This window comes from uncultured Thiodictyon sp., assembly GCF_903828115.1.
Classification (GTDB): Bacteria; Pseudomonadota; Gammaproteobacteria; order Chromatiales; family Chromatiaceae; genus Thiodictyon.
Genome location: NZ_CAIKKU010000882.1, coordinates 1 through 22,300 on the forward strand (window position 1 = coordinate 1; position 22,300 = coordinate 22,300).

The following is a 22,300-nucleotide window of genomic DNA, read 5'->3' on the forward strand; positions in this document are numbered from 1 at the left end:
CATGGGAGGCCTCCGAATCGGTGCTGTGCAACTCATGCTGATTGGACACCGGGCAGTGCCGAATCGTTGCCGTCGAGGCGCCGGCTGACGGGATCGGGGCGGCGCCGAGGCCGGGGCGGATTCGCCACCAGTGTCAACGTTCGGAACGGGGCGAATGCCCCGTCCCGCCGGGATATAGGCAAAGTAGCGTTGTCCAATGCCGAATGACTGTTGCATCACCAGGCCCGGCGGGAGTACCGTTGCGCCGTTCGGATTCCCGCTGCCCACGCCCCGGCCTGGGGGCCAGGGTCCGAGACCTCGGCCCGGCGTCTTTACCACCGCGCCGGGCCCGGCCCTCGGTGCGGGTTTGGGCGTCCCGTTGACCACTAATTCTGGAGGGGAACGTGAACAGAAAGCCGATATTCGATGCGGTCAGGGTATTGTTGGGCAGGAGCTTTGAACCGGCGGAGGTCGAGGCTCTCGACCGGGCCTGCGACCGCGCCGAAGCGGCCGTCGCGCCCGCCGAACCATCGGTGCCGAAGCCCGTCGCCAAACCACCGCAGGGTTCCGCCAGCGGGTCGTCGGCGCACCGGCTGGGGGCCCTGTCGGAGGAGTTTGAAAGCGGCGGCCGGGGACCTGGAACCGTCTCCGGAGGCCAGAACGATCCGGGTGGCGTGTCTTACGGCGTCTATCAGTTGGCCAGCAAGGCCGGCACCGCCGCTGCCTTCGTCAAGGCCGAGGGCAAGCCCTGGGCCACCGAGTTTGGCGCACACAAGCCCGGTACGCCGGGCTTCTCGACCGCCTGGAAGGCCATCGCCGCCCGCGAGCCCGACCGGTTCCGCGATGCCCAGCATGCGTTCATCGAACGTACCCATTACCGGCGGGTGGTCGCCGCGGTGGCCGACCGCAAGGGGTTGGACCTCGATGGGCGACACGCTGCGGTGCGCGATGCGGTCTGGTCGGTGGCGGTTCAGCACGGGGGCGCCGCGAACATCCTGATCGACGCGATCGATGCGATGGATCGCGACCTTGCGCGGGGCGCCGCAGGCTATGACCGCAAGCTTATCAAAGAAATCTACCAGGCGCGTACCGCCTACGTACTGGCGGTGGCGAAGAACAAGAACTCCCAGGGCGAGCGCGACCAACTGATCTCCATCACCAAGAATCGCTACCCCAAGGAACTCGCCAAGGCGCTCGCGATGTACGACGGCGCACCGGCGTCCAAGCCCGCCTCCGCGCCGGGGGCCGCGGCGGAGCCGTCCGGCGTAGTCATCGACGGCAATGCCGTGGCGGCAGCTCACGGGGTGGATGTGAAGAGTGGCTCGGTCAAGATCGGCAAACTGCATCCCAAAATGGAGGCCGTGATCATCGCCGTGGCCGACGCGGTCCAGGAACTGGGCCTGCCCAAGGCGGTCATCACTTCCGGCAACGACAGCAACCATATGCAGGGGTCGGCGCATTTCAAGAATCGGGCGCTCGACTTCCGCGGCAACAACATCAAGGTCGCGGTGGGACAGACCTTCCGCGACAACGTGGCACAGCGGTTGGGCCCGGACTACGACGTGATCTTCGAGGTCTTCATGAACGCGGCGAACAACCATCTGCATGTGGAATATGACCCGTCGTAAAGAGCCCTTGGCCTTGATCTGCCTCGCCGCGGCGCTGTCGGCGGCCTGTGGCCGACCGGCTGGGCCGGGGGCCGATCAGGCCGCGGCAGACCCGCCGACCAGCCAGGTGGTAGCGGGTGCTTGGTCGTCCGGCCGCATCGACCCGAAACCCGAGTCCGCCACGGGCTCTGCGATTCTGGACCGGCAGGACAGCCCGGTGAACGGCGAGCCGGCCTGCGCGCTGACGGTGCGCTACGCCGGCTCCCTCGAGCAGCCGGTGACCTGGCGTGGAGAGCCCTGCGGGGTCCTGACCCTGCGCTTCGTGAACCTCGTGGACCTGAACGCTCTCGGCCAGGCGGACAAGCTCGAGGTCGAGGCGCGCGATGATATCGCGGGCTGCCCCGACGGGCGGGTGCTCTACATCGAAGGCGCGGCCGCCTCTGCGGTCTTCCCGCAGGACAGCATGCAGCAGATCTACCGGGTGCCGCTGGCCGACTGAGACCGGATGATTTGCGATGACGGGGCAGTAACCGCCCTGAAGGAGGAGTTGTTCGTCACGCCGCACCTCGAGACGGCTGCGCCAAACGGATAGACAGGCCAACGGTGCCGGGCTAAGTTGACCGTCACACCGGGCCGACATCGGCCAACCCCCAGTTGCCGGAGATGCGAGCGCGATGAAGATCAAGACCCTGTTGCTGGCGGTCCTGTGCGGCCTCGTGCCCCCTGCGAGCCAGGCGGCAACCCCGACCGCGACCCCGGACGACGGCTCGGTGCTGCCCTTCCCGCCGACCCCTTCGGCGAGCGTCGCCGCCCCGACCCTCCAGGAATCGACGATGGTCCGCCGGGCGGCGCCGAACCACCTGCCCGCGGATGCGCCCAATATCCTTATCATCCTGCTCGATGACGTGGGTTTCGGCCTGCCTGATACCTACGGCGGCCCCATCCATACGCCGACCCTCTCGCGCATCGCCAATGCGGGTATCAGCTACAACGCCTTCCATACCACCGCGATCTGCTCACCGACCCGGGCGGCGCTGCTGACCGGGCGCAACCACCAGCGGGTGGGCTCGGGGACCATTGCCGAACGCGCGGTGGATTGGGACGGCTATACGGGCGAGATCCCGCGGACCTCGGCCACGCTCGCCAAGGTGCTCGGCGACTATGGCTATGCGACCGCCGCCTTCGGCAAGTGGCACAACACCCCCGCCACCCAGACCACGGCCATGGGTCCCTTCACCCTCTGGCCGACCGGCGAGGGGATCGGCTTCGGCTATTTCTATGGCTTCCTGGCCGGCGAGACCTCCCAATGGGAGCCGCGGCTGGTCGAGAACTTCAATACGGTCGAGCCGCCCCACGACCCGAGATATCACCTGAGCGAAGACCTGGCCGAGCAGACGATCAAATGGCTTCGCAAGCACCGCGCCTTTGCCCCCGACAAGCCGTTCTTTGTGTATTGGGCGCCCGGTGCCGGACACGGCCCGCACCATATCTTCAAAGAGTGGGCGGACAAGTATAAGGGCCACTTCGACACCGGCTGGGATGAACTGCGCGAGCGGACCTTCGCGCAACAAAAGGCGCTGGGCTGGATTCCCGCGGCAACGCAGCTCACGCCGCGGACGGATAGCATGGCGGCCTGGGCAGACATTCCAGAGTCCGAGCGTCCATTCCAGCGGCGATTGATGGAGGTATTCGCCGGGTTTGTGGAGCACGTCGACACCCAGGCTGGCCGGGTCATCGACGAGTTGGAGCGCCTGGGCCTGCGTGACAATACTATCGTCTTCTATGTCTTCGGTGACAACGGAGCGAGCGCGGAGGGCCAGCAGGGGAGCATCAGCGAGCTGTTGGCGCAGAACCAGATCCCCAATACCATTGCACAGCAGCTCGCGGCCCTGGATCAACTCGGCGGCCTGGACGCACTGGGCGGCCCCAAGGTGGACAACATCTATCACGCCGGCTGGGCCTGGGCGGGCGATACGCCGTTTCAGTACACCAAGCTGATCGCCTCGCACTTCGGCGGCACCCGCAATCCACTGGCCGTCTCCTGGCCGGCGCGCATCCAGCCCGATCGGACGCCGCGCCCGCAATTCCACCACGTCAATGACATAGTGCCGACGATCTATGACCTCCTGCAGATAGTGCCGCCGCGGGTAGTGGCCGGCTTCACGCAGGACCCGATCGACGGTACCAGCATGGTCTACACCTTCGCCGATCCCCAGGCCCCCGGCCGCAAGCTCACCCAGTATTTCGACAACAACGGCAGCCGCGGCCTTTATCAGGACGGCTGGTTTGCCTGTACCTTTGGTCCGCTGACCCCCTGGCTCACCCTCAGTCCGGGGCTTGCGACCTGGGATGCGAACCAGGATCGCTGGGAGCTTTACAACCTCAAGACCGACTTCTCACAGGCCGCGAACCTGGCCGCGCAGGAGCCCGAGCGGCTGGGGGAGATGAAGGCGCTGTTCCTTGAGCAAGCGCGCGAGAACAAGGTATTTCCCATCGGCGCCGGCATCTGGTTGCGCCTGCATCCCGAGGACCGCATCACGACGCCCTATACCAGTTGGCAATTCGACGCGACCACGACGCGCATGCCGGAATTCACGGCGCCGGGCCTCGGCCGTGAGAGTAATCAGGTCAGCATCGAGGCCGTGCTGGGGCCGAACGCAACGGGTGTACTCTATGCCCTTGGCGGCGCCTCCGGCGGCTTGACGCTCTATATGGACCAGGGCCATTTGGTCTATGAGTACAACATGATGATCATCGAGCGCTATACGGCGCGTTCGGCGCAGAAGTTGTTGGCCGGCAGACACCGGATCGACGTGGACACGACGATTGCCAAGCCCGGCGCCCCGGCGGAGGTGGTACTCAGCGTCGATGGCCGGGAGGTCGGTCGTACCACGGTCAAGCGCACAGTCCCGGCCGCCTTCACGGCGAGCGAAACCTTCGATGTGGGTACTGATCTGGGTTCACCGGTTTCGCTCGATTATTTCGATCGACGGCCCTTCGCCTTCGACGGGACCATCGACGCGGTCAAGGTCTCCCTGAAGTAGCGACAGTCGCTTCACCGTCCGCCGGGGCGGGGTTGAACAGGCGCTCGCGGCGCGGCCGCCGTTGTCCGTCCAGGAAGGCGTCGAAGACCTGGTCGAACTCACCGCGGGCCTGCTGCTGGCGGCTCAACAGGTTGCCGACGACCGCGCCCACCGCGAGCAGGGTGTTGCTCGCGGCCTGGTCCTCGTCACTCATGCGCTGCGCCAGGTCACGCAGGTGGGCGGCCTGCACCGCCCGGTCCTGAAAGCCGCCCAGGTTGTCGAGCAGGACCTTCAGTTGCTCGATCATGGTGCGCAGGGGTTCCAGGTCCGGGCGCAGGGCCGGGGGTAGCGCCCCTTGATAGGCGTCGAATTCGAGCAGGTAGACATCCAGGTCGCCGTCGCCGCCGCGCGGGTCATGGAAGCGCGATTGCGCGAGTCGCCGCCGCGCGACCGTCTGGTGGTCCGCGTCCTTTACCAGGAGGCGGTGCGTTCGGGTGTCGATGCGCATCACGGGTAGCAGGCGGCGGTGCTGCGCGGTCCGCAGCAGCCGCTTGCGCACGGGTCCGGGCGGCAGGTCGGCCGCAAAGGCCGGCGCGGTGGGCGCGCGCTGCGCGAGGTCCCCACCCGGTGCGGTAAGACCGTTCCAGATCAGCCGCGAGTGGGGCGGGGTGTGGCTCCATTGCAGGGTCGCGTCGGCGCGGTACACTGCCCAGTCGAAGGTGTCGATGAAGGTCCGGCGCAGGTCCAGGGCCGGCCCCGCTACGAGGTGCCAACGGCCCTCCGCCAGGGAGCGCAGGGCGATGATTCGGGCCGGATCGGTAACCAGATAATCCAAGGTGGCGGTGCTCTTAAGCGCCTGCGGTTGCCCCGCGGTCGCGGGGGGCTTTGCGGTGGCCCTGCGTTCGTGCGGGGTCAGGGTGCCTCAGTCAGGGGCGCGGCGCCCATGGCGAACCGCTGGGCGTGCCGGTGCGGCCTGGCTGTCGCGGGCGGCATTATTACAAAAGCGCGGCGGCGGAGTAACCGCTGGCGAGGCGCATCGTCTTGTTGGTACTCTCCATCGCCTGTCTGCGTACCTTGTCTGCGGGCCTCGGGTTTGATCTGCCGCCTGGCCCGCGGCGCGACCGGCGGCACGGCACGGCCCGGCGCGGTATCCCTGCGGTCGGGCTGAACCTGTCGGCGGGGTTGTGTTCTAACGCCGCCGTAGCCGTGGGCACGGCACGGGCTGGGCCGAGCGCCGCACCGGGGTGGTCAGGCGCACGCACCTGGCGTGCGGCCCGGCGGCAGTGCGTCCCGCTGGTGGTCCGCGTCCCGGCTTGGTCGGAGCGGCCCCTGACGTTCTGGCGTGGTTATTGCTTATTTTCCGGCAAGCCTTGTCTTTTCGCGGTGTGCCCCGAACAATTGAACAATCATGCCCCCGGTTGTCGGTGCGCCGGCCCGGCGGGCGAGAGCAGCTTTCGAGCGAGGTTAAGCGTATGTCGATCTTCGAGCGTTACCAGGCCCGGTACGAGGCGTCCCGCGAGGAGGTCATGAGCCTGGACGACTATCTGCACCTGTGCAAATCCGACCGCAGTGCCTATGCCGGGGCGGCGGAGCGGTTGCTGCTGGCCATCGGTGAGCCGCGCCTGGTGGATACGCGCGACGACCCGCGTTTGAGCCGCATCTTTCAGAACAAGGTGCTGCGGCGCTATCCGGCCTTTCCGGAGTTCTATGGGATGGAGGAGTCCATCGAGCAGCTCGTCTCCTATCTGCGGCATTCGGCCCAGGGCCTGGAAGAAAAGAAACAGATCCTGTACCTGCTCGGTCCGGTGGGCGGCGGCAAGTCATCGCTGGCGGAGAAGCTAAAGGAGTTGATGCAGGAGGTGCCCTTCTATGCCATCCAGGGCTCCCCGGTGTTTGAGTCGCCGTTGGGCCTGTTTTCGGCGGAAGAGGACGGCCCGATCCTGGAAGAGGACTACGGTATCCCCGCCCGCTATGTGCGCGGCATCATGTCCCCGTGGGCGGTGAAGCGTCTCCAGGAATACAAGGGTGATATCACCCAGTTCAAGGTGGTCAAGCTCTACCCCTCGATCCTGGAGCAGGTCGCCATCGCTAAGACTGAGCCGGGCGACGAGAACAACCAGGACATCTCATCCTTGGTGGGCAAGGTCGATATCCGTCAGTTGGAGCGCTTCGCCCAACACGACGCGGATGCCTACAGCTATTCCGGCGCCCTGTGCCGTTCCAACCAGGGCATCATGGAATTCGTCGAGATGTTCAAGGCGCCGATCAAGGTGCTGCACCCCTTACTGACCGCCACCCAGGAGGGAAATTACAACGGCACCGAGGGACTCTCGGCCCTGCCGTTTCAGGGCATCATCCTCGCCCATTCCAATGAATCGGAGTGGCAGACCTTCCGCAACAACAAGAACAACGAAGCCTTCCTCGACCGCGTCTTCATCGTCAAGGTGCCTTACTGCCTGCGGGTCAGCGATGAGGTGCAGATTTACGCCAAGCTGCTGCGCAACAGCTCGCTCGCCGCCGCCCCCTGCGCCCCCGGGACCCTGGAGATGATGGCCCAGTTCTCGGCGCTGACCCGCATCAAGGAGCCCGAGAATTCAAATATCTTCTCCAAGATGCGGGTCTATGACGGCGAGAACCTCAAGGACACCGATCCCAAGGCCAAATCGGTGCATGAGTATCGCGACTACGCGGGGGTGGACGAGGGCATGACCGGGATCTCGACCCGCTTCGCCTTCAAGATCCTGTCTCAGGTGTTCAACTTCGACCACACCGAGGTGGCGGCCAATCCGGTCCACCTGCTCTATGTGCTGGAGAAGCAGATCGCCCGCGAACAACTGCCCCCCGAAACCCAGGAGCGCTACTTCAGCTACCTCAAGCAGTATCTGGCGCCGCGCTACGCGGAATTCATCGGCAAGGAGTTGCAGACCGCCTACCTGGAGTCCTACGCCGAGTATGGTCAAAACATCTTCGACCGCTACGTGACCTATGCCGACTACTGGATCCAGGATCAGGAATATCGTGATCCCGATACCGGCGAGATGATGAATCGCGGCGGCTTGAATGAAGAGTTGGAGAAGATCGAAAAGCCGGCCGGCATTTCCAACCCCAAGGACTTCCGCAACGAGATCGTCAACTTCGTGTTGCGGGCGCGCGCCAACAATGGTGGTGCCAATCCCCGCTGGACCAGCTACGAAAAGCTGCGCGTGGTGATCGAAAAGAAGATGTTCTCCAATACCGAGGAACTGCTGCCGGTGATTTCCTTCAATGCCAAGGCCTCAGTGGACGACCAAAAGAAGCATGATCAGTTCGTCGACCGCATGACCGACAAGGGCTACACCGCCAAGCAGGTGCGTCTGCTGTCGGAGTGGTACCTGCGGGTGCGCAAGGCGCAATAGGTGCGGCGTGCTCGGCGGGCGGTCCGGGAGCGGCGCAGCCGGCGTCCCGGCCCCCGCCCCGCGCGGCGGTACGGATGACGCGCCCGACCTGGTCGGGCCAGCAGGTGTCGGAGCAGGATCACCCCATGTCTCATTTCATCGACAGGCGTCTGAACGGCAAGAACAAGAGTGCGGTCAACCGCGCGCGCTTCATCAAGCGCTATAAGACGCAGCTCAAGCGCGCGGTGGCCGATGCGGTGAACAAGCGCAGCATCACCGATATCGACTCCGGTGAGCAGGTCGGGATCCCCTCGCGCGACATCTCCGAGCCGGTTTTCCACCACGGGTCCGGCGGTACCCGGGACATGGTCCACCCCGGTAACCGGGATTTCATGAGCGGGGATCAGATCGAGCGGCCGCCGGGCGGTGCCGGCGGCGGGTCCGGCCCGGGCAAGGCCGGGAAGGGCGGCAAGGGGGAGGATGAATTCATCTTCGACCTCTCCCGTGAGGAGTTCATGGATCTGCTCTTCGACGACCTGGAACTACCCAATCTGGTGCGCAATCAGTTGCTGGGCAGCACCGAATTCAAGACCATCCGCGCCGGTTACCGCACCGATGGGGCGCCCGCCAACATCGATGTGGTCCGCTCGCTGAAGGGCGCCATTGCGCGGCGCACGGCCTTGGGCGGTCCCTACCGCGCCCGCATCCGTGAGTTGGAAGAGGAACTGGCGTCGCTGCTCGCCGCGGGGGCGGCCTTGGATGACATTCGCGTCCTGGCTCTGCACGAGGAGATCGAGCGGCAGCGCGCGCGCATCGCGGCGCTGCCGTTCATCGATACCTTCGACTTGCGCTATCAGGGCTTCGTCAAGCAGCCCGAGCCGACCAGCAAGGCGGTGATGGTCTGTATCATGGACGTGTCCGGGTCCATGGACCAGGTGCGCAAAAACCTGGCCAAGCGGTTCTTCATCCTGTTGTACCTGTTCCTCAAGCGCAACTACGATCGCATCGAGGTGGTCTTCATCCGCCACCACACGGTGGCCCAGGAGGTCGACGAGCAGGAGTTTTTCTATTCCCGCGAGACCGGCGGCACCGTGGTCTCGAGCGCCCTCGAACTGACCTATGAGGTGCTGCGCGAGCGTTATGATTCCAGCGTCTGGAATATCTATGCCGCCCAAGCCTCGGACGGCGACAACTGGGACTCGGACTCCGCGGTGTGCCGTGACCTGCTGGGCGCCAAACTGCTGCCGCTGATGCGCTACTTCGCCTATGTGGAGATCACCCCACGCCAGCACCAGAGCCTCTGGTATGCCTACCAGGAGGTGGCCGCGGCCCACCCGCATTTTGCGATGCGCGAGATCGCCGGGGCCGACGATATCTTCCCCGTGTTCCGGGATCTGTTCAAGAGGCAGGCGGCATGACCAGTCGAATCATCTCGGACTCCTCCGAGTGGACCTTTGCGCTGTTGGAGCGCTTCGACCGCGAGCTTGGCACGCTCGCCCACAACGTCTACGGGCTCGACACCTACGCCAACCAGATCGAGGTGATCGGCTCCGAGCAGATGATCGACGCCTATTCCTCGGTCGGACTCCCCATCAACTATAATCACTGGTCGTTCGGCAAGCAGTTCGTCAGTACCGAGCAGACCTATCGCCGCGGCCAGATGGGGCTCGCCTATGAGATTGTGATCAACTCCGACCCCTGCATTGCCTATCTCATGGAAGAGAATACGCTGCCGATGCAGGCCCTGGTTATCGCGCACGCCTGTTACGGCCACAACAGTTTCTTCAAGGGCAATTACCTGTTCCGTGCCTGGACCAGCGCCGACGCCATCATCGATTACTTGGTGTTTGCCCGCAAGTATATCGCCAGCTGCGAGGAGCGCTATGGCGAGGCGGAGGTGGAACTGCTGCTCGATTCCTGTCACGCCCTCATGAATCATGGGGTGGATCGCTACAAGCGGCCGGCCCCGCTCTCGCTCGCCGAGGAGCAGCGCCGCCAGGGCGAGCGCGCGGACTATCTCCAGTCCCAGGTCAACGACCTGTGGCGGACCATTCCGACCCATGACGTCGACGGGGCGGCGCAGGGTGACTCCCGGTGGCCCCTGGAGCCGCAGGAAAATCTGCTCTATTTCATTGAAAAGAACGCCCCCCTGCTGGAGCCCTGGCAGCGCGAGATCGTGCGGATCGTGCGCAAGGTCAGCCAGTATTTCTATCCGCAGCGCCAGACCCAGGTGATGAATGAGGGGTGGGCGACCTTCTGGCATTTCACCCTGATCAATCGCCTCTACGACGAGGGTTTCGTCAGCGACGGGTTCATGCTGGAGTTTCTCCAATCGCATACCGGGGTGGTGTTTCAGCCACCGTTCGACGCACCCTACTACAACGGCATCAATCCCTATGCCCTGGGTTTCGCGATGATGCGCGACATCCGGCGCATCTGTGAGTCGCCGACCGCGGAGGACCGCGATTGGTTTCCGGACATCGCCGGCGGGGATTGGCTCAAGGTGCTGGATTTTGCGATGCGCAACTTCAAGGACGAGAGCTTCATCGCCCAGTACCTGTCCCCGCACCTGATCAGGGAATTGCACCTGTTCGCGGTACGCGACGACGACCGGGAGGAGACCATCGCGGTCACCGCGATCCACGAGGAGCGCGGCTACCGGGCGCTGCGCCAGTCTCTGGCTGAGCAGTACAATCTCGGCACCCGGGAGCCCAACATCCAGGTCTACAGTGTCGATCGGCGCGGTGATCGGTCGCTGCTGTTGCGCCATTTCCGGCACAACCGGCGTCCCCTGGCCGCGTCCGCCGACGAGGTGCTGCGCCATGTCCGGCGGCTGTGGGGGTTCACGGTGCGGATGGAGGCCATCGACGAGCAGGGGCGCGTCCACTTGGTTGGCGAGGTATAACTTCACGGACCAGCGGAAATCCGGTTAGAATTGGGCGTCGGCAGACGCTAGAATTGTGCTGCCTTTTTTGAGTCTGAAGCCTTTGCGGGAGACGGAGATGGCTTGGTTTCGCTTCTTCGGGCACCTGTTGCTCCCCCTGGCCCTGCTGTCTCTGGGCCTCCCCCAGCGGTCGGCGGCGGGCAGCGATGCGGCTGCGGACCCCCTCCTGCGGGCGACGCTTGAGTCCATTCGTGACCTGGGTCCCGTGTCCATCGGCGGCGTGCCGCTTGAATCCGGACGCTTCTTGGCGGAATTCTATGCCGCCCGCGGCTTCCGTCCGGCCTGGGACAGCGCGCAGCGGGTCGGGGCCTTGCTGAGCACGGTCGAGGCGAGCCCGGCCGATGGTCTGGACCCCGCCGATTACCATCTTGCCGTGCTGCGCCGGCTCAGCAAGCCGGACGCGCTGCTGTCCATGACGGCGGCGCAGCGCCTGGGTGCGGACCTCCAGTTGAGCGACGCCCTGCTGCGCTACAGTTTTCACATCCGCTTCGGACGCCTGGACCCGGTCGCCGTCAATCGCGCCTGGAATCATCGCGGGGCCGTCCCCGCGCGGACCTTGATCGACTCTATGGAGCGCGTGGTGGCGGCCGAGGATGCCCGGTCCGCGCTGGGTGAACTCGCCCATCAGCCCTTTTTCTACAACAATCTGAAGCGGGCGCTGCGCGAGCATGGCGGGCCCGCCGACCCGTTACGCACCCTGGCGCCGATCCCCGCGGGGCGAAGACTGGTGCAGGGCAACCGCGACCCGCGGGTGGGCTCAGTGCGCGAGCACCTGCGTGCCCACGGCGAGTACGGGCCCGCGGCGCCGGATGATCCGGACCTGTTCGACCCGGAACTGCGCGAGGCCCTGATCAGGTTCCAGCGGCGCTTTGCCCTGCCCGCGGATGGGGCACTGGGCGCGGGGACGGTGGCCGCGCTCAACCAACCGCTTGCCGGCGGCAAGGTCGAGCAGATTCGCATGAACCTGGAGCGGATGCGCTGGCTCTACGACGATCTGCCCGGCGACTATGTCTTAGTGGACGTCGGGGGCTTCATGGCCCATGTGGTGCGCGCTGGCCAGATCGATTGGAGTACCCGTGTGGTCGTCGGTACCCGGGAGGCGCAAACGCCGAGCTTCCGGGACGAGATGGAACATGTGGTGTTCAATCCGACCTGGACCGTGCCCCCGTCGATCCAGAAAAAGATGCGTGGCGTTTCATCTAAATTCAAGGTCTTGGACCGGCGCACCGGGCGGGCGGCGGGCGGCTCCAATGTCGCCGATTACCGGCGGGTCAGCATCGTCCAGCCGCCCGGTCCGACCAACGCCCTGGGGCGCGTCAAATTCATCTTTCCGAACGACCAGGCGGTCTATCTGCATGACACCCAAAGCAAGGGACTCTTCAGCCAGTCGGTACGCGCCTACAGCCACGGCTGCGTGCGGGTGCAGAATCCCCTGAAACTGGCTGAGGTGATCCTGAATCTGAAGCGTCCGGCATGGGACCAGCACGAAATCGGCCGCGTGGTGGCCTCCAACAAGACCCGCTACGTCGTGCTCGAGGATCGGCTCCCCGTGCTGCTTTATTACCTGACCGCCAAGGCGGATGAGAACGGCAGGCTCGAGTTCCGTCCTGATATTTATGGGAGGGACCCGGCCCTGCGTCGCGCCCTCAATGGCCCGCCGAGTGAACTGCGGATCGGCTTCGCCGCGCCGTCGCCCCTGGTGGACCCGGAGGCGGTGCAGACCGCTGGTCCGGAGCGGCCTGGCGGGACCCAAACGCCCGCGCCGGTCCCCGGGAACCAACCGGCACCGCCCGCGGGTCCGGAACCGGGTGTCACCCTAACCCAGGGCGCGCGCCCTGCGCGGGGCCTGAACCTTGACCTGCCCCCCACGCCCGCGTCGAGCATCCCTGAGACCGGTGCGCCGCCCACCCGCCTCTAGTACCGCGTGATGGAAGTGCCCTGAGCATTGACTTCAAGGACGCACTCACCCGCGACACGCTCGGTTCCGGCCCCTACAACCCCTTCATCTACATGACCGGCGACCGGTTGCGGGAGACCCATCTGGCCGATCACCCGTTGGCCTTTGCGGCTCCGGCCTCAGGGTTTAGGATGTAGGATTGCGCGCGGGGCCAAAAGGCCCCGGTCCCGCGGAGCCAATCCGGCAAGCCGAGTAACCCAATGACAGCGTTCCACCGCTGGCCCCGCCCGTCCCGCTGGGCCGCCTACGCACTGGCACTGGCTGCGACCTTGGCGGTCCTGCTGGTACGGGCACACCTGACCTCGTTGATGGCCCAACGCCCGCTGATCATCCTGTTCGTCCTGCCTATCACACTGAGTGCCGTTTTGGGGGGGATCGGCCCCGGCATCGTGGCGACCCTGGTGGCTGCTCTTGGGGCTGATCTGGTGATCTTCGAACCCGCCGGCTTCGGGATCAGCGCCCCCATCGACAAGGTCCAGTTGGGGATTCTGGTCGCCGTTGGGGTGCTGATCAGCGTGCTCACCGAGGGTCTGCATCGCGCCCGTCGGCGGGCGGAGGACGCACGGGCGCTGGCCGCCTATGGGTTACTGCTGCGCGTGCTGAGCGAACGACTGGAGCGCGCGCAGCGCCAGGCGCAGGAGGGGCAGGCACTCCAATCCGCGATTCTGGCCAGCGTCGGCGACGCCGTCATCGCCACCGACCAGCAGGGGCGGGTGACCTCGCTCAACGCCCGGGCCGAGCAGGTGACGGGCTGGCGCGACGCGGAGGCGGCGGGGCGCGCGCTCCCGGCGGTCTTGCGGATCCTGCATGGACAGACCCGCGTACCCATCTTCGACCCGGCGCGGCAGGTGCTTGCCACCGGCGAGCGCGTGGGACTTGACGCGGATACCCTCCTGATCGCCCGGGACTCTCGGGAACGGCCCATCCAGGGCAGCGGGGCACCCGTGCGCTTGGCGGATGGCAGCCTGGTGGGCGTGGTGCTCGTGTTTCGCGACGACCCGACGGCGGGCACGCGTTGAGCGCGCCGCGCGGCGAGCGCTCCCGTCCCCTCGGCCCACTGAGCCCGATGCCGTGGTTGGCGGCGGCTTGCTGCAACTGCGCCTGGGCGGTGGTGCCTTGAGGGTGTCGGCGAGCCGGGTCGCGGCGGGCCAGTGCGTCGCCGCCACGGCGGCGGTCATAGGGTCGGGACGGCGTTACTCGCAAAGTTGAGCAGGATCTGCCCCAGGCGCAGGCCATCGCCGTGCAGCAGCGGCGGCAGGCCGCGCAGATTGACCACCAGCTCGATGTCCTTGTCCGCGATCTTGTCGCGGATGAGGTTGCAGACGTCGGTGACGATGCGCTCGGGCGCGAAGTCCCTGTGCTCCAGTTCCAGCCTGCCCGCCTTGATCTTCGACAGATCGAGGATATCGTTGATGATGGTGAGCAGGTGCGCGGCGGCGGCGGCAATCTTCGCGAGCCGGTCCTGGTGGCGGGGATTGTCGGTCTCGCGGGTGAGCAGGTGCGTCAGCCCGATGATGGCATTCATCGGGGTGCGGATCTCATGGCTCATATTGGCGAGAAACGCGCTCTTGCTCCGGTTGGCGGCCTCGGCCAGGTCCTTGGCCGTCATCAGCTCGGCGGTCCGCTCGGCGACCAACTGCTCCCCGCGCGTGTAGCCGAGCATCCGCGCGCTCGCCAGGTTGGCGCGGATGTAGCGCAGCGTCTGGGGGTCGACCAGTTCGATGGCGTTGGGTGCCTGATCGACGATGGCGGTGAGCAGTGCCCGGTCATCGGCCTGGGTGGCGGCGGCCTGGCGCTGCGCGATGGTGCTGGCCAGGCGGGTGGCGATCGTGTCGAGGAGTTGGTGCTCTTCCGGCAGGAAGGGCGCGCCGGCGTCGGCGGGAAGGGGGGATAGATAGGTGACGGCGACTTGGCTTGGTTGGTCCGGGGTCGTGTCGAAGGTGACGGTGAGTGTCTCACCGGTGGGGCATGCAAGATGACCGGTGCCGAGTTGGTGTGCGGCGCTCCCGTAGCGGATGCCCGCATAGTCGATGTGGGCGTTGGCGATGGTCGGATAGCGCATGGCCGCCGGCAGGCGCCGGGCGACCGCCTCCAGTACGGCGGTGAGTTCGAGGTCGGGGCGCTCGGTGATCCGGAACACGTCGTAAAGGCAGGCCATCTCCTTCATGCGCTCGCCCAGGTCATATTGGACGGCCGCGCGGGCGAGGATCGTCTGCCGGAAGGCGAGTACCGATTGCGCGATGTCTCGCAAGACGCTGCCCGCGTTGCGGCTGATGGTCTGGAGCTCGGACAGTGCCATATAGCGGTTTGCGGTCTGGTCGGCCGACCGCACTGCGCCCGCCGGGTCGATGGCGGCGAGGTCGGTCGCCTGGGTGATGAGTTGGCGATAGGCGTCAAAGTCCTCCGTGGCAGGGCGACCGGCAGAAAATACAGCACCAGGAGGGGGGAGAGCTTGGATGGGCGCAGGCGCATGGCGGCAATGGGTCAGTCCAGGAGGTCTGACCAGCGGTCGTTGTCGATGACGTAGGGTTGCGCCGGGCCGAGGGCCGCCGCCGCGCTGTCCTTGGCGCGGCACAGCGGGCTGACGTGGACATCGCCGATGGGGATGCGCGCCTGGCGCAGCGCCGCGCCGACCCGGGCGGAGTCCGCGCGGCCCTCGGCGCTGAGGGGGCGCTGGGTGGTACAGTCGTTCAAGTCGACACTCGGCACCCGGTCCGGGTGGGAATTGTCGGTCCTGCCGTGGCGCAGGTAGAGCACGAAACCGCCGGCGCGCAATTGTTCGAGGGTGGCCCGGGTGGCGGTGATCTCGCTGAAGCTGGGTGTAGCGGCAGCACCGGGGGCGGTGTTCGCGTCAGCGGCATGTGTCGATGCCGGTGCCGCGGCGACTGCCGCGAGTACCAGGAACGCGATGTAAAGGCCCCGCTTGCTCATGTGGTCGGGTCCGGTTCGGGGTCGACGTAGCGTGCGGCGATCTCGCTGAACTGTTCGCGACACGCCAGGAAGGCGTCGACCACGTCCGGGTCGAAATGGGTGCCGCGCCCATCGCGGATGATCCGCGTGGTCTGCTCCAGGGTCAGCGGCGCCTTGTAGACGCGGCGTGTCAGCAGTGCGTCAAAGACGTCGGCGAGCGCCATCAGCCGTGCCGACACCGGGATGGCGTCCCCGGCGAGTCCCGCCGGATAGCCGCTGCCGTCCCATTTTTCGTGATGGTTGAGTGAAATTTCGCGGGCGACCTCCATGAAGGCGAAGGCGCCGGCCGCCAGTGTGGCGGCGGCGTCGTCCGCCGCGGCGAGCGCCTGGCGCATCGCCTTGTCGATGGCGTTGGCGCCGATGCTAGGGTGCAGCTTCATGATCTCGAATTCCGCGCTGGTGAGGCGGCCTGGTTTCAGCAGCGTGGCGTCGGGTACGCCGACCTTGCCGATGTCGTGCAGCGGCGCGGCCTGCACGATCATCCCCAGGCGCGCCCCGGCCAAGGCCTCATGGAAGCGTGGGTGGGGGGGGGGGGGCCAGGTGCCGGGCGAGCACCTCGACATAGCCCGGGGTGCGCACGATGTGCTGGCCGGTCTCGTTGTCGCGGGTCTCGCCCAGACAGGCCAGGGCGCGCACGCTGAGATCCTGGACCAGCAGGTTTTCGCTCAGGCGCCGCGCCACCTCGCGCTCCAGCCGTCGAGCAGGATCAGGTCGGGCGCCTGGCCGGCGGTCGCGCGCAGCGCCCGCGCGCCCGAGTTGGCCGCGCGGACGCGGTACAGGGGCAGCAGTAACTCACCGAGCAGCGTCAGATTTTGCGGCGTGTCATCGACGATCAGGATGGTCTGCTTCAGGGCCGGGACCGGCGCCGTCTCATCTGCATCGCGTGCGGTCATGGCCTGCCTGCTATGCTGGCGGGCGCCGCCCGGGAGGCCTCGGCGTCCGGTGGATCGGTGGTCGATGGGGGCAGCGTGGCCCGGGACCGGTTGGGGTCCCGGGTGCGCCGCGAAAATTTTTTGGTGCAAGGTCGGTGCGACTGTTACATAGTGCCCGGCATCATTGCGTACCACAAACAAGAAGAGGGGACACGATCATGATGTTTCAGGTCCGCATCCACGGCCGCGGGGGCCAAGGCTGCGTTACAGGCACGGAAATAGGGAGGAAAAGTGCTTGCGCAGGCTTGCAGACAAGCAGGCCCCTAACCAGATTTGTCTCTATTTTGCGGTAATTTCCATCTGAGGCAGACGTTTATGTGCGCTGGCCCTGTCGTCTATCTTCGCCATCGCCCCTGAAAATTACTGGGTAATGTGTGGTATCACACAATTTGCCCCATGAGGCGAAATCGTATGCTGGGAATCCGCAGAAGAATCCGCATGGCAAGAATCCGCAGAAGAATCAGTATGTTGTATTTTACTGGTGTTGAAACGGCGGGCCTCAAATCCCCGACGATTCGGTTGGTTGCGGCCAGGGTTCTCATACTGCTGTTCCGCATCAGCAGAAGAATCCGTATGGTAAGAATTCGCAGAAGAATCCGTATGTTGAATTTTACTTTTTTTGAAACTTCGGCGGGGCTTGTTGTGCATAACCGACCCGCTCGGCTGCTGGGTTACCAAGCGCCGGCTTGGTAACCCAGCCCCTGGAAATTCCTGCTTGCCGCATCGGGGGGGCGAAAAGGCGGGGGCCGACCGCGGGAAGCAGCGCTTCTTGGGCTCGCGTTACCAAGTGAAGTTAGGTAACCCGCGCGATTCGCCCCCACACGACGGAGAGCCAAATGAAGAAAGTCATTTTGATGTTAGGCGCCCTCGGCATGGCTGCGCTAGCGGCTTGTCAAACATCGCAAACTGCTCAACTAACTGGCGGCAGCCAGGCTGAGGGGGTGGTTGAACTCTCATATGAATATCCCGCGCGGGATAACCCATCGGTTAATTTTCAACCAGGCCGCGCGGCGGCGCGCGAGAGGTGTAAGGCTTGGGGTTATTTGCCCGCTGAGTTGTTTATTGGTTTCAAGTCTCAGTGCCTGGAACAAAACCCGAATGACCTCTGCCTGAGATGGCGCGTCACCGCCTCATATCAGTGCACGCGCGCGTCCAAGCCCTGATCCGGCTGTTTCTTATCTCACCACGCAGATGTCGATGGCGACCCAAACCTGCGGATAGTTGGCGAAGACTGGTCGGTTGCTGGGGGAGGAAGGGGGTGGGAGACCGACGGGGAAAGCGAGGGTGGATGGCCCTGCGGCGGCGTGGCTGCGGCTCTGCGCCGGGTCCTTCCCCGGCGCAGAGCCGACGAGGCCCACTTCCTGGTAGCCGAGGGGGGAAGCGCTCAAGTCCAACGGCAACCCGCGCTGGCGGTTATAAGGGCCGCGCCATGGTCTACACGATCAGTGCCGTTGAGCAGGTACGGCACTGGTCGCGACCGCCACAGTCTTCCCCAGTGCTGCACCCCGGGGCGTGCGCTGCACGTGCCGTGGCTAAGTATCGCCCGCTGGTGGGCGATGATCTAGGGCGCATTGTTGAGGATGGGGCGCGACAGCCGGGCTTGAGCGTGGCCGTGCAAGGGCCGGACAAAGCGCGCTTGGCCGCCTTGGGCGCGACGCTGTAGTAGCCGGCCGGCGAAAGCCACGCGTGTCGCCCACATAACGCCAGTTAGCGGCTTGGCGTGAGAGCTGCCCTTTCTAGGGTAAATGGTCCCGCGGAAACACCGCGGATCGACGAACGTCTCCAGTAACAGCAGCGGGTAGCCGAAGTGCGCGCGCCAGTCCGCGTTTACTCCTTATCCTTTAATAAAAGGATCATCTCATTCCTCCTCGCCTACTCGACCAAGCGTAGCTTAATATCTTTGGCGATCGTTTTAAAAATAGCCTGCAATTGGTCTGACGTGGGTGTGTAGTATTGGTACGTGGGGCCGCTTGCTAACTTAGAAAGGAGGGTCTTGTCGATAGTGCTTCCGAGGCCGATGGTATAGATCTTTACATATTTGTTTTTGAGCTCCTGGGCATGGTCAATGACCATCTGCTCAGCCGTGCTGCAGATGTAAGCCGGCAGGAATGACAGCTGGGCTGTCGTCCTCCGGCACTGAGTCGGATTGGCGATTCCGTATTTACTATCGGAGAATACATGCCAATAAGCGTTGAGATATCTTCCGTTATTGGTGCAGGCCGTAAGTGGCGTTCCGCTGGTGCGATTTCCATCCCCGGTCGGGGTCGGTGACAGGGTGGAAGTGTTATAATAACGTACTGTATCTGGATATCCGGGATATCCCATGGATGTGTAGACGGCGTCGCAATTGGTGCCGGTACCCAAGGCCACGGCGTCATAATCGGTGCCGTTGTACTTGAACGTACCTCTGAAGGCAGTGGGATTTCCATCGGAGAAGAAAATGAGAAACTGCTGAATTCTCTTGTCCACTGGAATCCCGCTCTGGTCGGGGAGCCCAGAAGCCCCGCCAGCCGCCGCCACGGCATCCTCGGCGTTGGTTCCTCCGTTGGCGCTCATATTGGTTATGGCCGTTGTCATGGGGGCGACGTAATTGGTTCCCAAGGCCAGATTAATCGTCACGCCCGTGGCAAAGCTGATGAGCCCCATCTTGTCTTCGGCCTCGGTGTCCTTGAAGAATGAGACGAAGCTCTTAGCGGCGGTCTTCAAGTTCGTTATGGGGGTGCCACTCATCGATCCCGATCGATCAAGCACCAGCATGATCTCGACCTTGTTTTTCTTGGCAGCGCCGGCGTTTGACAAGGCAATCTGGTTGATTCCCAGAATTCTGGCCAGATAAGTGGGGGCGGGCACGGAACCGGTGACACGTATGGTATGGTCTCCCAATGTCGCGTTGAAGGTCGCCGATACCTTGGTCCCCAAGAGCCCCGACGGGAAATTCTCTCTCCCGAAATCCTCGGCCAGCGTCGTGGCCTGGTCGCTCGCTATGCTTGCCGCGCCCGCGAACGCGGCTGCATCCACGCTTTTCGAGAGTTCGGCCCTTACTGCGTACCAAGACGCCACGTCGATGGCCAGGGCGCCGAAACCAAGGAGCACGGGCAATATGAACATATAGAGCATCGATATGGCGCCCTTCTGGTTTTCAGGCGTGATTTCCATGACGCGGTGCGCTCTTCGACTGGATGTCGCTTTCATCAGAACACCTTACTGGGTGCTTAGGAACACCGCCTTGCTGTTGATGATGATGCCGCCCCCGTTGCCCGTGAGAAGCCCGGGGATCAACCTTGAAAGCGGGGTGATTGGCATGTACTTGTAAAAGACCTCGACGACGGTTACTCCGCTGATATCGGCCGTCTTGTTTGCGGCATTGAACACCAGGTGGTCATACATGGTGGCGGATAAACCCAGGGTCGAAGAGGTCGATTTTATTGAACTGGCGGCCCCGAGGGAGCCGCTGTCGTTCTGTGAGGCAATGACGGGTTTGGGGTTCGTGCTAGTTGCGCCGGCGGTGATTTTCGAGATGTAGATCCTTCCTGATGTCAGAAGGTCCAGCGGTTTCGCCCCTTCCTGAAGCAGCGTGATGAGTTCCGTGGGGGACTTGAGGTCGCGGGAACTCAGGCTCGCACCTTCGCGCGCCAAGTTGGTGATCACGAACCTCGCATCAAAGAGCCTCGCGAAATCAACGATCAAGACGAGGACGATGAGCATCAGGGGGAGGATGATCACGAACTCCACGGCCGCGATGCCGCTTTCGCCACAAGGCTCGCGCCGGTTATACCGTTTGATCAACCTGGGTAGCGAGTCTTTCATAGGTAACCTCCGGTCGACAGCGCAAGCAGAGCACGGCACATACCACAACTTGGTTCAAAACAGCTCGTTTCTATACAGGGCCGACGCCGTAATCACAGTCACACCCGTTGGGAAGAAACCCTTGATGAAAGGCATCATGAAGTAGTATTTGTACTGGACGCGCACCCGCATGTAGTCGCCGCCCTGACCAGCGTTGACCGTTGTTTCCCACCCGGTTGGATCGGTATAATCAGCCCCGACGGGGTAGATGCTGATCTGCAGTTCATCCGGCTTGACAGCGATGTCGGCTGAATCCCGGATTTTCTTGATGATCGTGGCTTCCCTGGTCATGGGTTTGCCGTCGATGTCCGGGTGTAGGCCGACGAGGGCGAGTCTGGTTCCCTCCCGGGTTGCATACTGGACCGTGTGCTGGACAAAAAAATACCTTCCGAATTCAATCGTCGCAAAGACGAGAAAGAAAAAAAGCGGCGCCACGAACGCAAACTCGATGATCGTCGCGCCTTGGCTGCCTGACCGATTAAGGGGTGTTCTCATCTTGCGTCTCTCGAGGTGATGGCTCCTGGTTATTGGTAGGATCTGGGTGCGGTGAGGCCCCTCAAGGCGCGGCGGCGCGCCCCTGCATGATCGCCACCCGGCGCTGATTGGTATCCGCCAGGGTGTAGAAATCCGCTGACAGACGCTTGGCTTCATCGAAGAGGCCCTCGGCGTTGTCCAGCTTGCCCCCGATCATTGCGAGATAGCCCACATCGTTGTACGCCTTAGGCAGATCCTGCACCTTGGCCAGCGCATCGACCGCATCCGTGTAGCGTCCCTCTCGAGTATAGACCAAGGCCAGATTTCGCCAAGCCAGCGGATAGTTGGGGTCCGCGAGCAGGGCCTCGCGGAAGGCTGCGATGGCGCCCTTCGCGTTGCCCGCCAGGTAGCGCGAGTAGCCCAGGTTATTGAGCAGGGAGGCCGAGCCCGGGGCGCCCGCCAGGGCCTGCCCGTAGTGGTGCTGGGCATTGGCGTAGTCGTGTTCCAGGTCGGCGATGATGCCGAGCGCGTTGTGGGCGTGCCAAAGACGGTCGTCGATGCGCACGGCCTGTTCCAGGTGCTGCTTGGCCTGCGCGTAGTCGCGCCTTTTCAACAGGAGGATGCCGAGTCCGGTGAGGGCGCCCTGGTTGCGCGGGTCTTTCTGTAACGACCAGCGGAAGGCGATCTCCGCGAGCCGCTGATTGCCGCGGATAAAATGGATCTGGCCGATCTTGGCGAGCGCCTGGGGATTGCCTTCCTCAAGGTCCAAGGCGCGGACGTACTCGAACAGCCCCTTGTCCATGTCACCGCTGGAGACGGCGAGATCGCCGCGCTGTATCGCCTCGGTGGCGGATGTCACGGGCAGTTGGGTGCTGAACGCGACCGCCGACTTGCCGTCGTAGAGGGCGTTGTGCTGACCCAGGCCGGTGGTGACCTTGGCGGCGGGTGTGGTGCAGCCAACCAGGATTGCCGTTAAGGCGAGAGCGGTGGCACGGCGAAGGCTGGGCGGAGTGTTGGGGCAGGTCATTGGCGGATCATCCTCGAGCTGAAGCGGGTGAGCGTGTTTGGTGTAACTGCGTGGCACTCAGGGGCCGGAAGGCGAACCGCCCCGGGTTCTCTGCGGTTCGCTTGTCCGACGCCGCCAAGGCGGAGGCCTTGGGCGCCACACCTCAAGTGTCGGGATCGGTGACCTGT

At 64.4% G+C, this 22,300-nt stretch carries 20 protein-coding genes; 10 read left to right on the plus strand and 10 right to left on the minus strand.

The features are described from left to right. The first annotated feature begins 383 nt into the window (after nucleotides 1–383). From QZY48_RS33135 to QZY48_RS33145, 3 genes are all read left to right on the plus strand, one after another. Complete coding sequence (locus tag QZY48_RS33135) at nucleotides 384–1,607, plus strand: hypothetical protein (RefSeq protein WP_295438823.1); 1,224 nt, start codon at nucleotides 384–386, stop codon at nucleotides 1,605–1,607. Beyond that, complete coding sequence (locus QZY48_RS33140) at nucleotides 1,594–2,085, plus strand: hypothetical protein (RefSeq protein WP_295438825.1); 492 nt, start codon at nucleotides 1,594–1,596, stop codon at nucleotides 2,083–2,085. The genes QZY48_RS33135 and QZY48_RS33140 overlap by 14 nt, the downstream gene beginning before the upstream one ends. A gap of 175 nt (nucleotides 2,086–2,260) precedes the next feature. Next, entirely contained in the window at nucleotides 2,261–4,630 is a 2,370-nt protein-coding gene (locus QZY48_RS33145; RefSeq protein WP_295438827.1) for an arylsulfatase, read from the plus strand. On the opposite strand, the gene QZY48_RS33150 is transcribed toward QZY48_RS33145, so the two are convergent. After that, entirely contained in the window at nucleotides 4,611–5,444 is an 834-nt protein-coding gene (locus QZY48_RS33150; RefSeq protein ID WP_295438828.1) for a hypothetical protein, read from the minus strand. The genes QZY48_RS33145 and QZY48_RS33150 overlap by 20 nt on opposite strands. Nucleotides 5,445–6,081: 637 nt before the next feature. On the opposite strand from QZY48_RS33150, the gene QZY48_RS33155 reads away from it, so the two are divergent. The 6 genes from QZY48_RS33155 to QZY48_RS33175 all read left to right on the plus strand — a co-directional run bounded on the left by QZY48_RS33155 (nucleotide 6,082) and on the right by QZY48_RS33175 (nucleotide 13,903). After that, nucleotides 6,082–8,004: a PrkA family serine protein kinase gene (locus QZY48_RS33155; RefSeq protein WP_295438829.1), complete on the plus strand. Its 1,923-nt coding sequence runs from the start codon at nucleotides 6,082–6,084 to the stop codon at nucleotides 8,002–8,004. A 125-nt stretch (nucleotides 8,005–8,129) separates the two neighbouring features. After that, complete coding sequence (locus QZY48_RS33160) at nucleotides 8,130–9,401, plus strand: YeaH/YhbH family protein (RefSeq protein WP_295438831.1); 1,272 nt, start codon at nucleotides 8,130–8,132, stop codon at nucleotides 9,399–9,401. After that, on the plus strand, nucleotides 9,398–10,888 hold the full coding sequence (locus tag QZY48_RS33165; protein WP_295438833.1) for a SpoVR family protein: 1,491 nt from the start codon (nucleotides 9,398–9,400) through the stop codon (nucleotides 10,886–10,888). The genes QZY48_RS33160 and QZY48_RS33165 overlap by 4 nt, the downstream gene beginning before the upstream one ends. Nucleotides 10,889–10,985: 97 nt before the next feature. After that, nucleotides 10,986–12,845 (plus strand): L,D-transpeptidase family protein, encoded by a 1,860-nt coding sequence (locus tag QZY48_RS33170; protein WP_295438836.1) that lies wholly within the window; start codon nucleotides 10,986–10,988, stop codon nucleotides 12,843–12,845. Nucleotides 12,846–12,871: 26 nt separating this feature from the next. Continuing rightward, on the plus strand, nucleotides 12,872–13,021 hold the full coding sequence (locus QZY48_RS35205; protein ID WP_366929831.1) for a hypothetical protein: 150 nt from the start codon (nucleotides 12,872–12,874) through the stop codon (nucleotides 13,019–13,021). Between the two features lie 63 nt (nucleotides 13,022–13,084). Further along, entirely contained in the window at nucleotides 13,085–13,903 is an 819-nt protein-coding gene (locus QZY48_RS33175; RefSeq protein ID WP_295438837.1) for a DUF4118 domain-containing protein, read from the plus strand. Between the two features lie 155 nt (nucleotides 13,904–14,058). On the opposite strand, the gene QZY48_RS33180 is transcribed toward QZY48_RS33175, so the two are convergent. From QZY48_RS33180 to QZY48_RS35220, 5 genes are all read right to left on the minus strand, one after another. After that, nucleotides 14,059–15,183: a histidine kinase dimerization/phospho-acceptor domain-containing protein gene (locus QZY48_RS33180; RefSeq protein WP_295438839.1), complete on the minus strand. Its 1,125-nt coding sequence runs from the start codon at nucleotides 15,181–15,183 to the stop codon at nucleotides 14,059–14,061. 185 nt (nucleotides 15,184–15,368) lie between these two features. Then, a complete protein-coding gene (locus QZY48_RS33185) occupies nucleotides 15,369–15,815 on the minus strand; it encodes a histidine phosphatase family protein (RefSeq protein WP_295438841.1) in 447 nt (148 codons plus the stop codon). Continuing rightward, the gene (locus tag QZY48_RS35210; protein WP_366929828.1) at nucleotides 15,812–16,357 is read right to left on the minus strand and encodes an HD domain-containing phosphohydrolase; all 546 of its coding nucleotides are present in this window, start codon (nucleotides 16,355–16,357) and stop codon (nucleotides 15,812–15,814) included. The genes QZY48_RS33185 and QZY48_RS35210 overlap by 4 nt, the downstream gene beginning before the upstream one ends. Nucleotides 16,358–16,361: 4 nt before the next feature. Next, nucleotides 16,362–16,535, minus strand: coding sequence for a hypothetical protein (locus QZY48_RS35215; RefSeq protein ID WP_366929829.1), 174 nt, complete (start codon nucleotides 16,533–16,535; stop codon nucleotides 16,362–16,364). Beyond that, nucleotides 16,520–16,747 (minus strand): hypothetical protein, encoded by a 228-nt coding sequence (locus QZY48_RS35220; RefSeq protein ID WP_366929830.1) that lies wholly within the window; start codon nucleotides 16,745–16,747, stop codon nucleotides 16,520–16,522. Before QZY48_RS35220 ends, QZY48_RS35215 begins: the two co-directional genes overlap by 16 nt. Before the next feature lie 875 nt (nucleotides 16,748–17,622). Between QZY48_RS35220 and yecR the strand changes: the two genes are divergently transcribed. Further along, nucleotides 17,623–17,949, plus strand: coding sequence for a YecR family lipoprotein (gene yecR, locus QZY48_RS33195; protein WP_295438843.1), 327 nt, complete (start codon nucleotides 17,623–17,625; stop codon nucleotides 17,947–17,949). Nucleotides 17,950–18,658: 709 nt separating this feature from the next. Here the strand turns inward: yecR and QZY48_RS33200 are convergent. The 4 genes from QZY48_RS33200 to QZY48_RS33215 all read right to left on the minus strand — a co-directional run bounded on the left by QZY48_RS33200 (nucleotide 18,659) and on the right by QZY48_RS33215 (nucleotide 22,133). Beyond that, nucleotides 18,659–19,942, minus strand: coding sequence for a vWA domain-containing protein (locus QZY48_RS33200; RefSeq protein WP_295438845.1), 1,284 nt, complete (start codon nucleotides 19,940–19,942; stop codon nucleotides 18,659–18,661). A gap of 45 nt (nucleotides 19,943–19,987) precedes the next feature. Then, complete coding sequence (locus QZY48_RS33205; RefSeq protein ID WP_295438847.1) at nucleotides 19,988–20,593, minus strand: TadE family protein; 606 nt, start codon at nucleotides 20,591–20,593, stop codon at nucleotides 19,988–19,990. Nucleotides 20,594–20,647: 54 nt separating this feature from the next. After that, complete coding sequence (locus tag QZY48_RS33210) at nucleotides 20,648–21,127, minus strand: TadE family protein (protein ID WP_295438849.1); 480 nt, start codon at nucleotides 21,125–21,127, stop codon at nucleotides 20,648–20,650. A 61-nt stretch (nucleotides 21,128–21,188) separates the two neighbouring features. Then, complete coding sequence (locus QZY48_RS33215; RefSeq protein ID WP_295438850.1) at nucleotides 21,189–22,133, minus strand: tetratricopeptide repeat protein; 945 nt, start codon at nucleotides 22,131–22,133, stop codon at nucleotides 21,189–21,191. Between the last annotated feature and the right edge of the window lie 167 nt (nucleotides 22,134–22,300).

Bases quoted from the DNA above. Each gene is read 5' to 3' on its own strand.
- QZY48_RS33140 (WP_295438825.1), top strand. From the start codon at position 1,594: ATGACCCGTCGTAAAGAGCCCTTGGCCTTGATCTGCCTCGCCGCGGCG.
- QZY48_RS33145 (WP_295438827.1), top strand. From the start codon at position 2,261: ATGAAGATCAAGACCCTGTTGCTGGCGGTCCTGTGCGGCCTCGTGCCC.
- QZY48_RS33155 (WP_295438829.1), top strand. From the start codon at position 6,082: ATGTCGATCTTCGAGCGTTACCAGGCCCGGTACGAGGCGTCCCGCGAG.
- QZY48_RS33160 (WP_295438831.1), top strand. From the start codon at position 8,130: ATGTCTCATTTCATCGACAGGCGTCTGAACGGCAAGAACAAGAGTGCG.
- QZY48_RS33165 (WP_295438833.1), top strand. From the start codon at position 9,398: ATGACCAGTCGAATCATCTCGGACTCCTCCGAGTGGACCTTTGCGCTG.
- QZY48_RS33170 (WP_295438836.1), top strand. From the start codon at position 10,986: ATGGCTTGGTTTCGCTTCTTCGGGCACCTGTTGCTCCCCCTGGCCCTG.
- QZY48_RS33175 (WP_295438837.1), top strand. From the start codon at position 13,085: ATGACAGCGTTCCACCGCTGGCCCCGCCCGTCCCGCTGGGCCGCCTAC.
- QZY48_RS33180 (WP_295438839.1), bottom strand. From the start codon at position 15,183: ATGGCACTGTCCGAGCTCCAGACCATCAGCCGCAACGCGGGCAGCGTC.
- QZY48_RS33185 (WP_295438841.1), bottom strand. From the start codon at position 15,815: ATGAGCAAGCGGGGCCTTTACATCGCGTTCCTGGTACTCGCGGCAGTC.
- QZY48_RS35220 (WP_366929830.1), bottom strand. From the start codon at position 16,747: ATGACCGCACGCGATGCAGATGAGACGGCGCCGGTCCCGGCCCTGAAG.
- yecR (WP_295438843.1), top strand. From the start codon at position 17,623: ATGAAGAAAGTCATTTTGATGTTAGGCGCCCTCGGCATGGCTGCGCTA.
- QZY48_RS33200 (WP_295438845.1), bottom strand. From the start codon at position 19,942: ATGGAAATCACGCCTGAAAACCAGAAGGGCGCCATATCGATGCTCTAT.
- QZY48_RS33205 (WP_295438847.1), bottom strand. From the start codon at position 20,593: ATGAAAGACTCGCTACCCAGGTTGATCAAACGGTATAACCGGCGCGAG.
- QZY48_RS33210 (WP_295438849.1), bottom strand. From the start codon at position 21,127: ATGAGAACACCCCTTAATCGGTCAGGCAGCCAAGGCGCGACGATCATC.
- QZY48_RS33215 (WP_295438850.1), bottom strand. From the start codon at position 22,133: ATGACCTGCCCCAACACTCCGCCCAGCCTTCGCCGTGCCACCGCTCTC.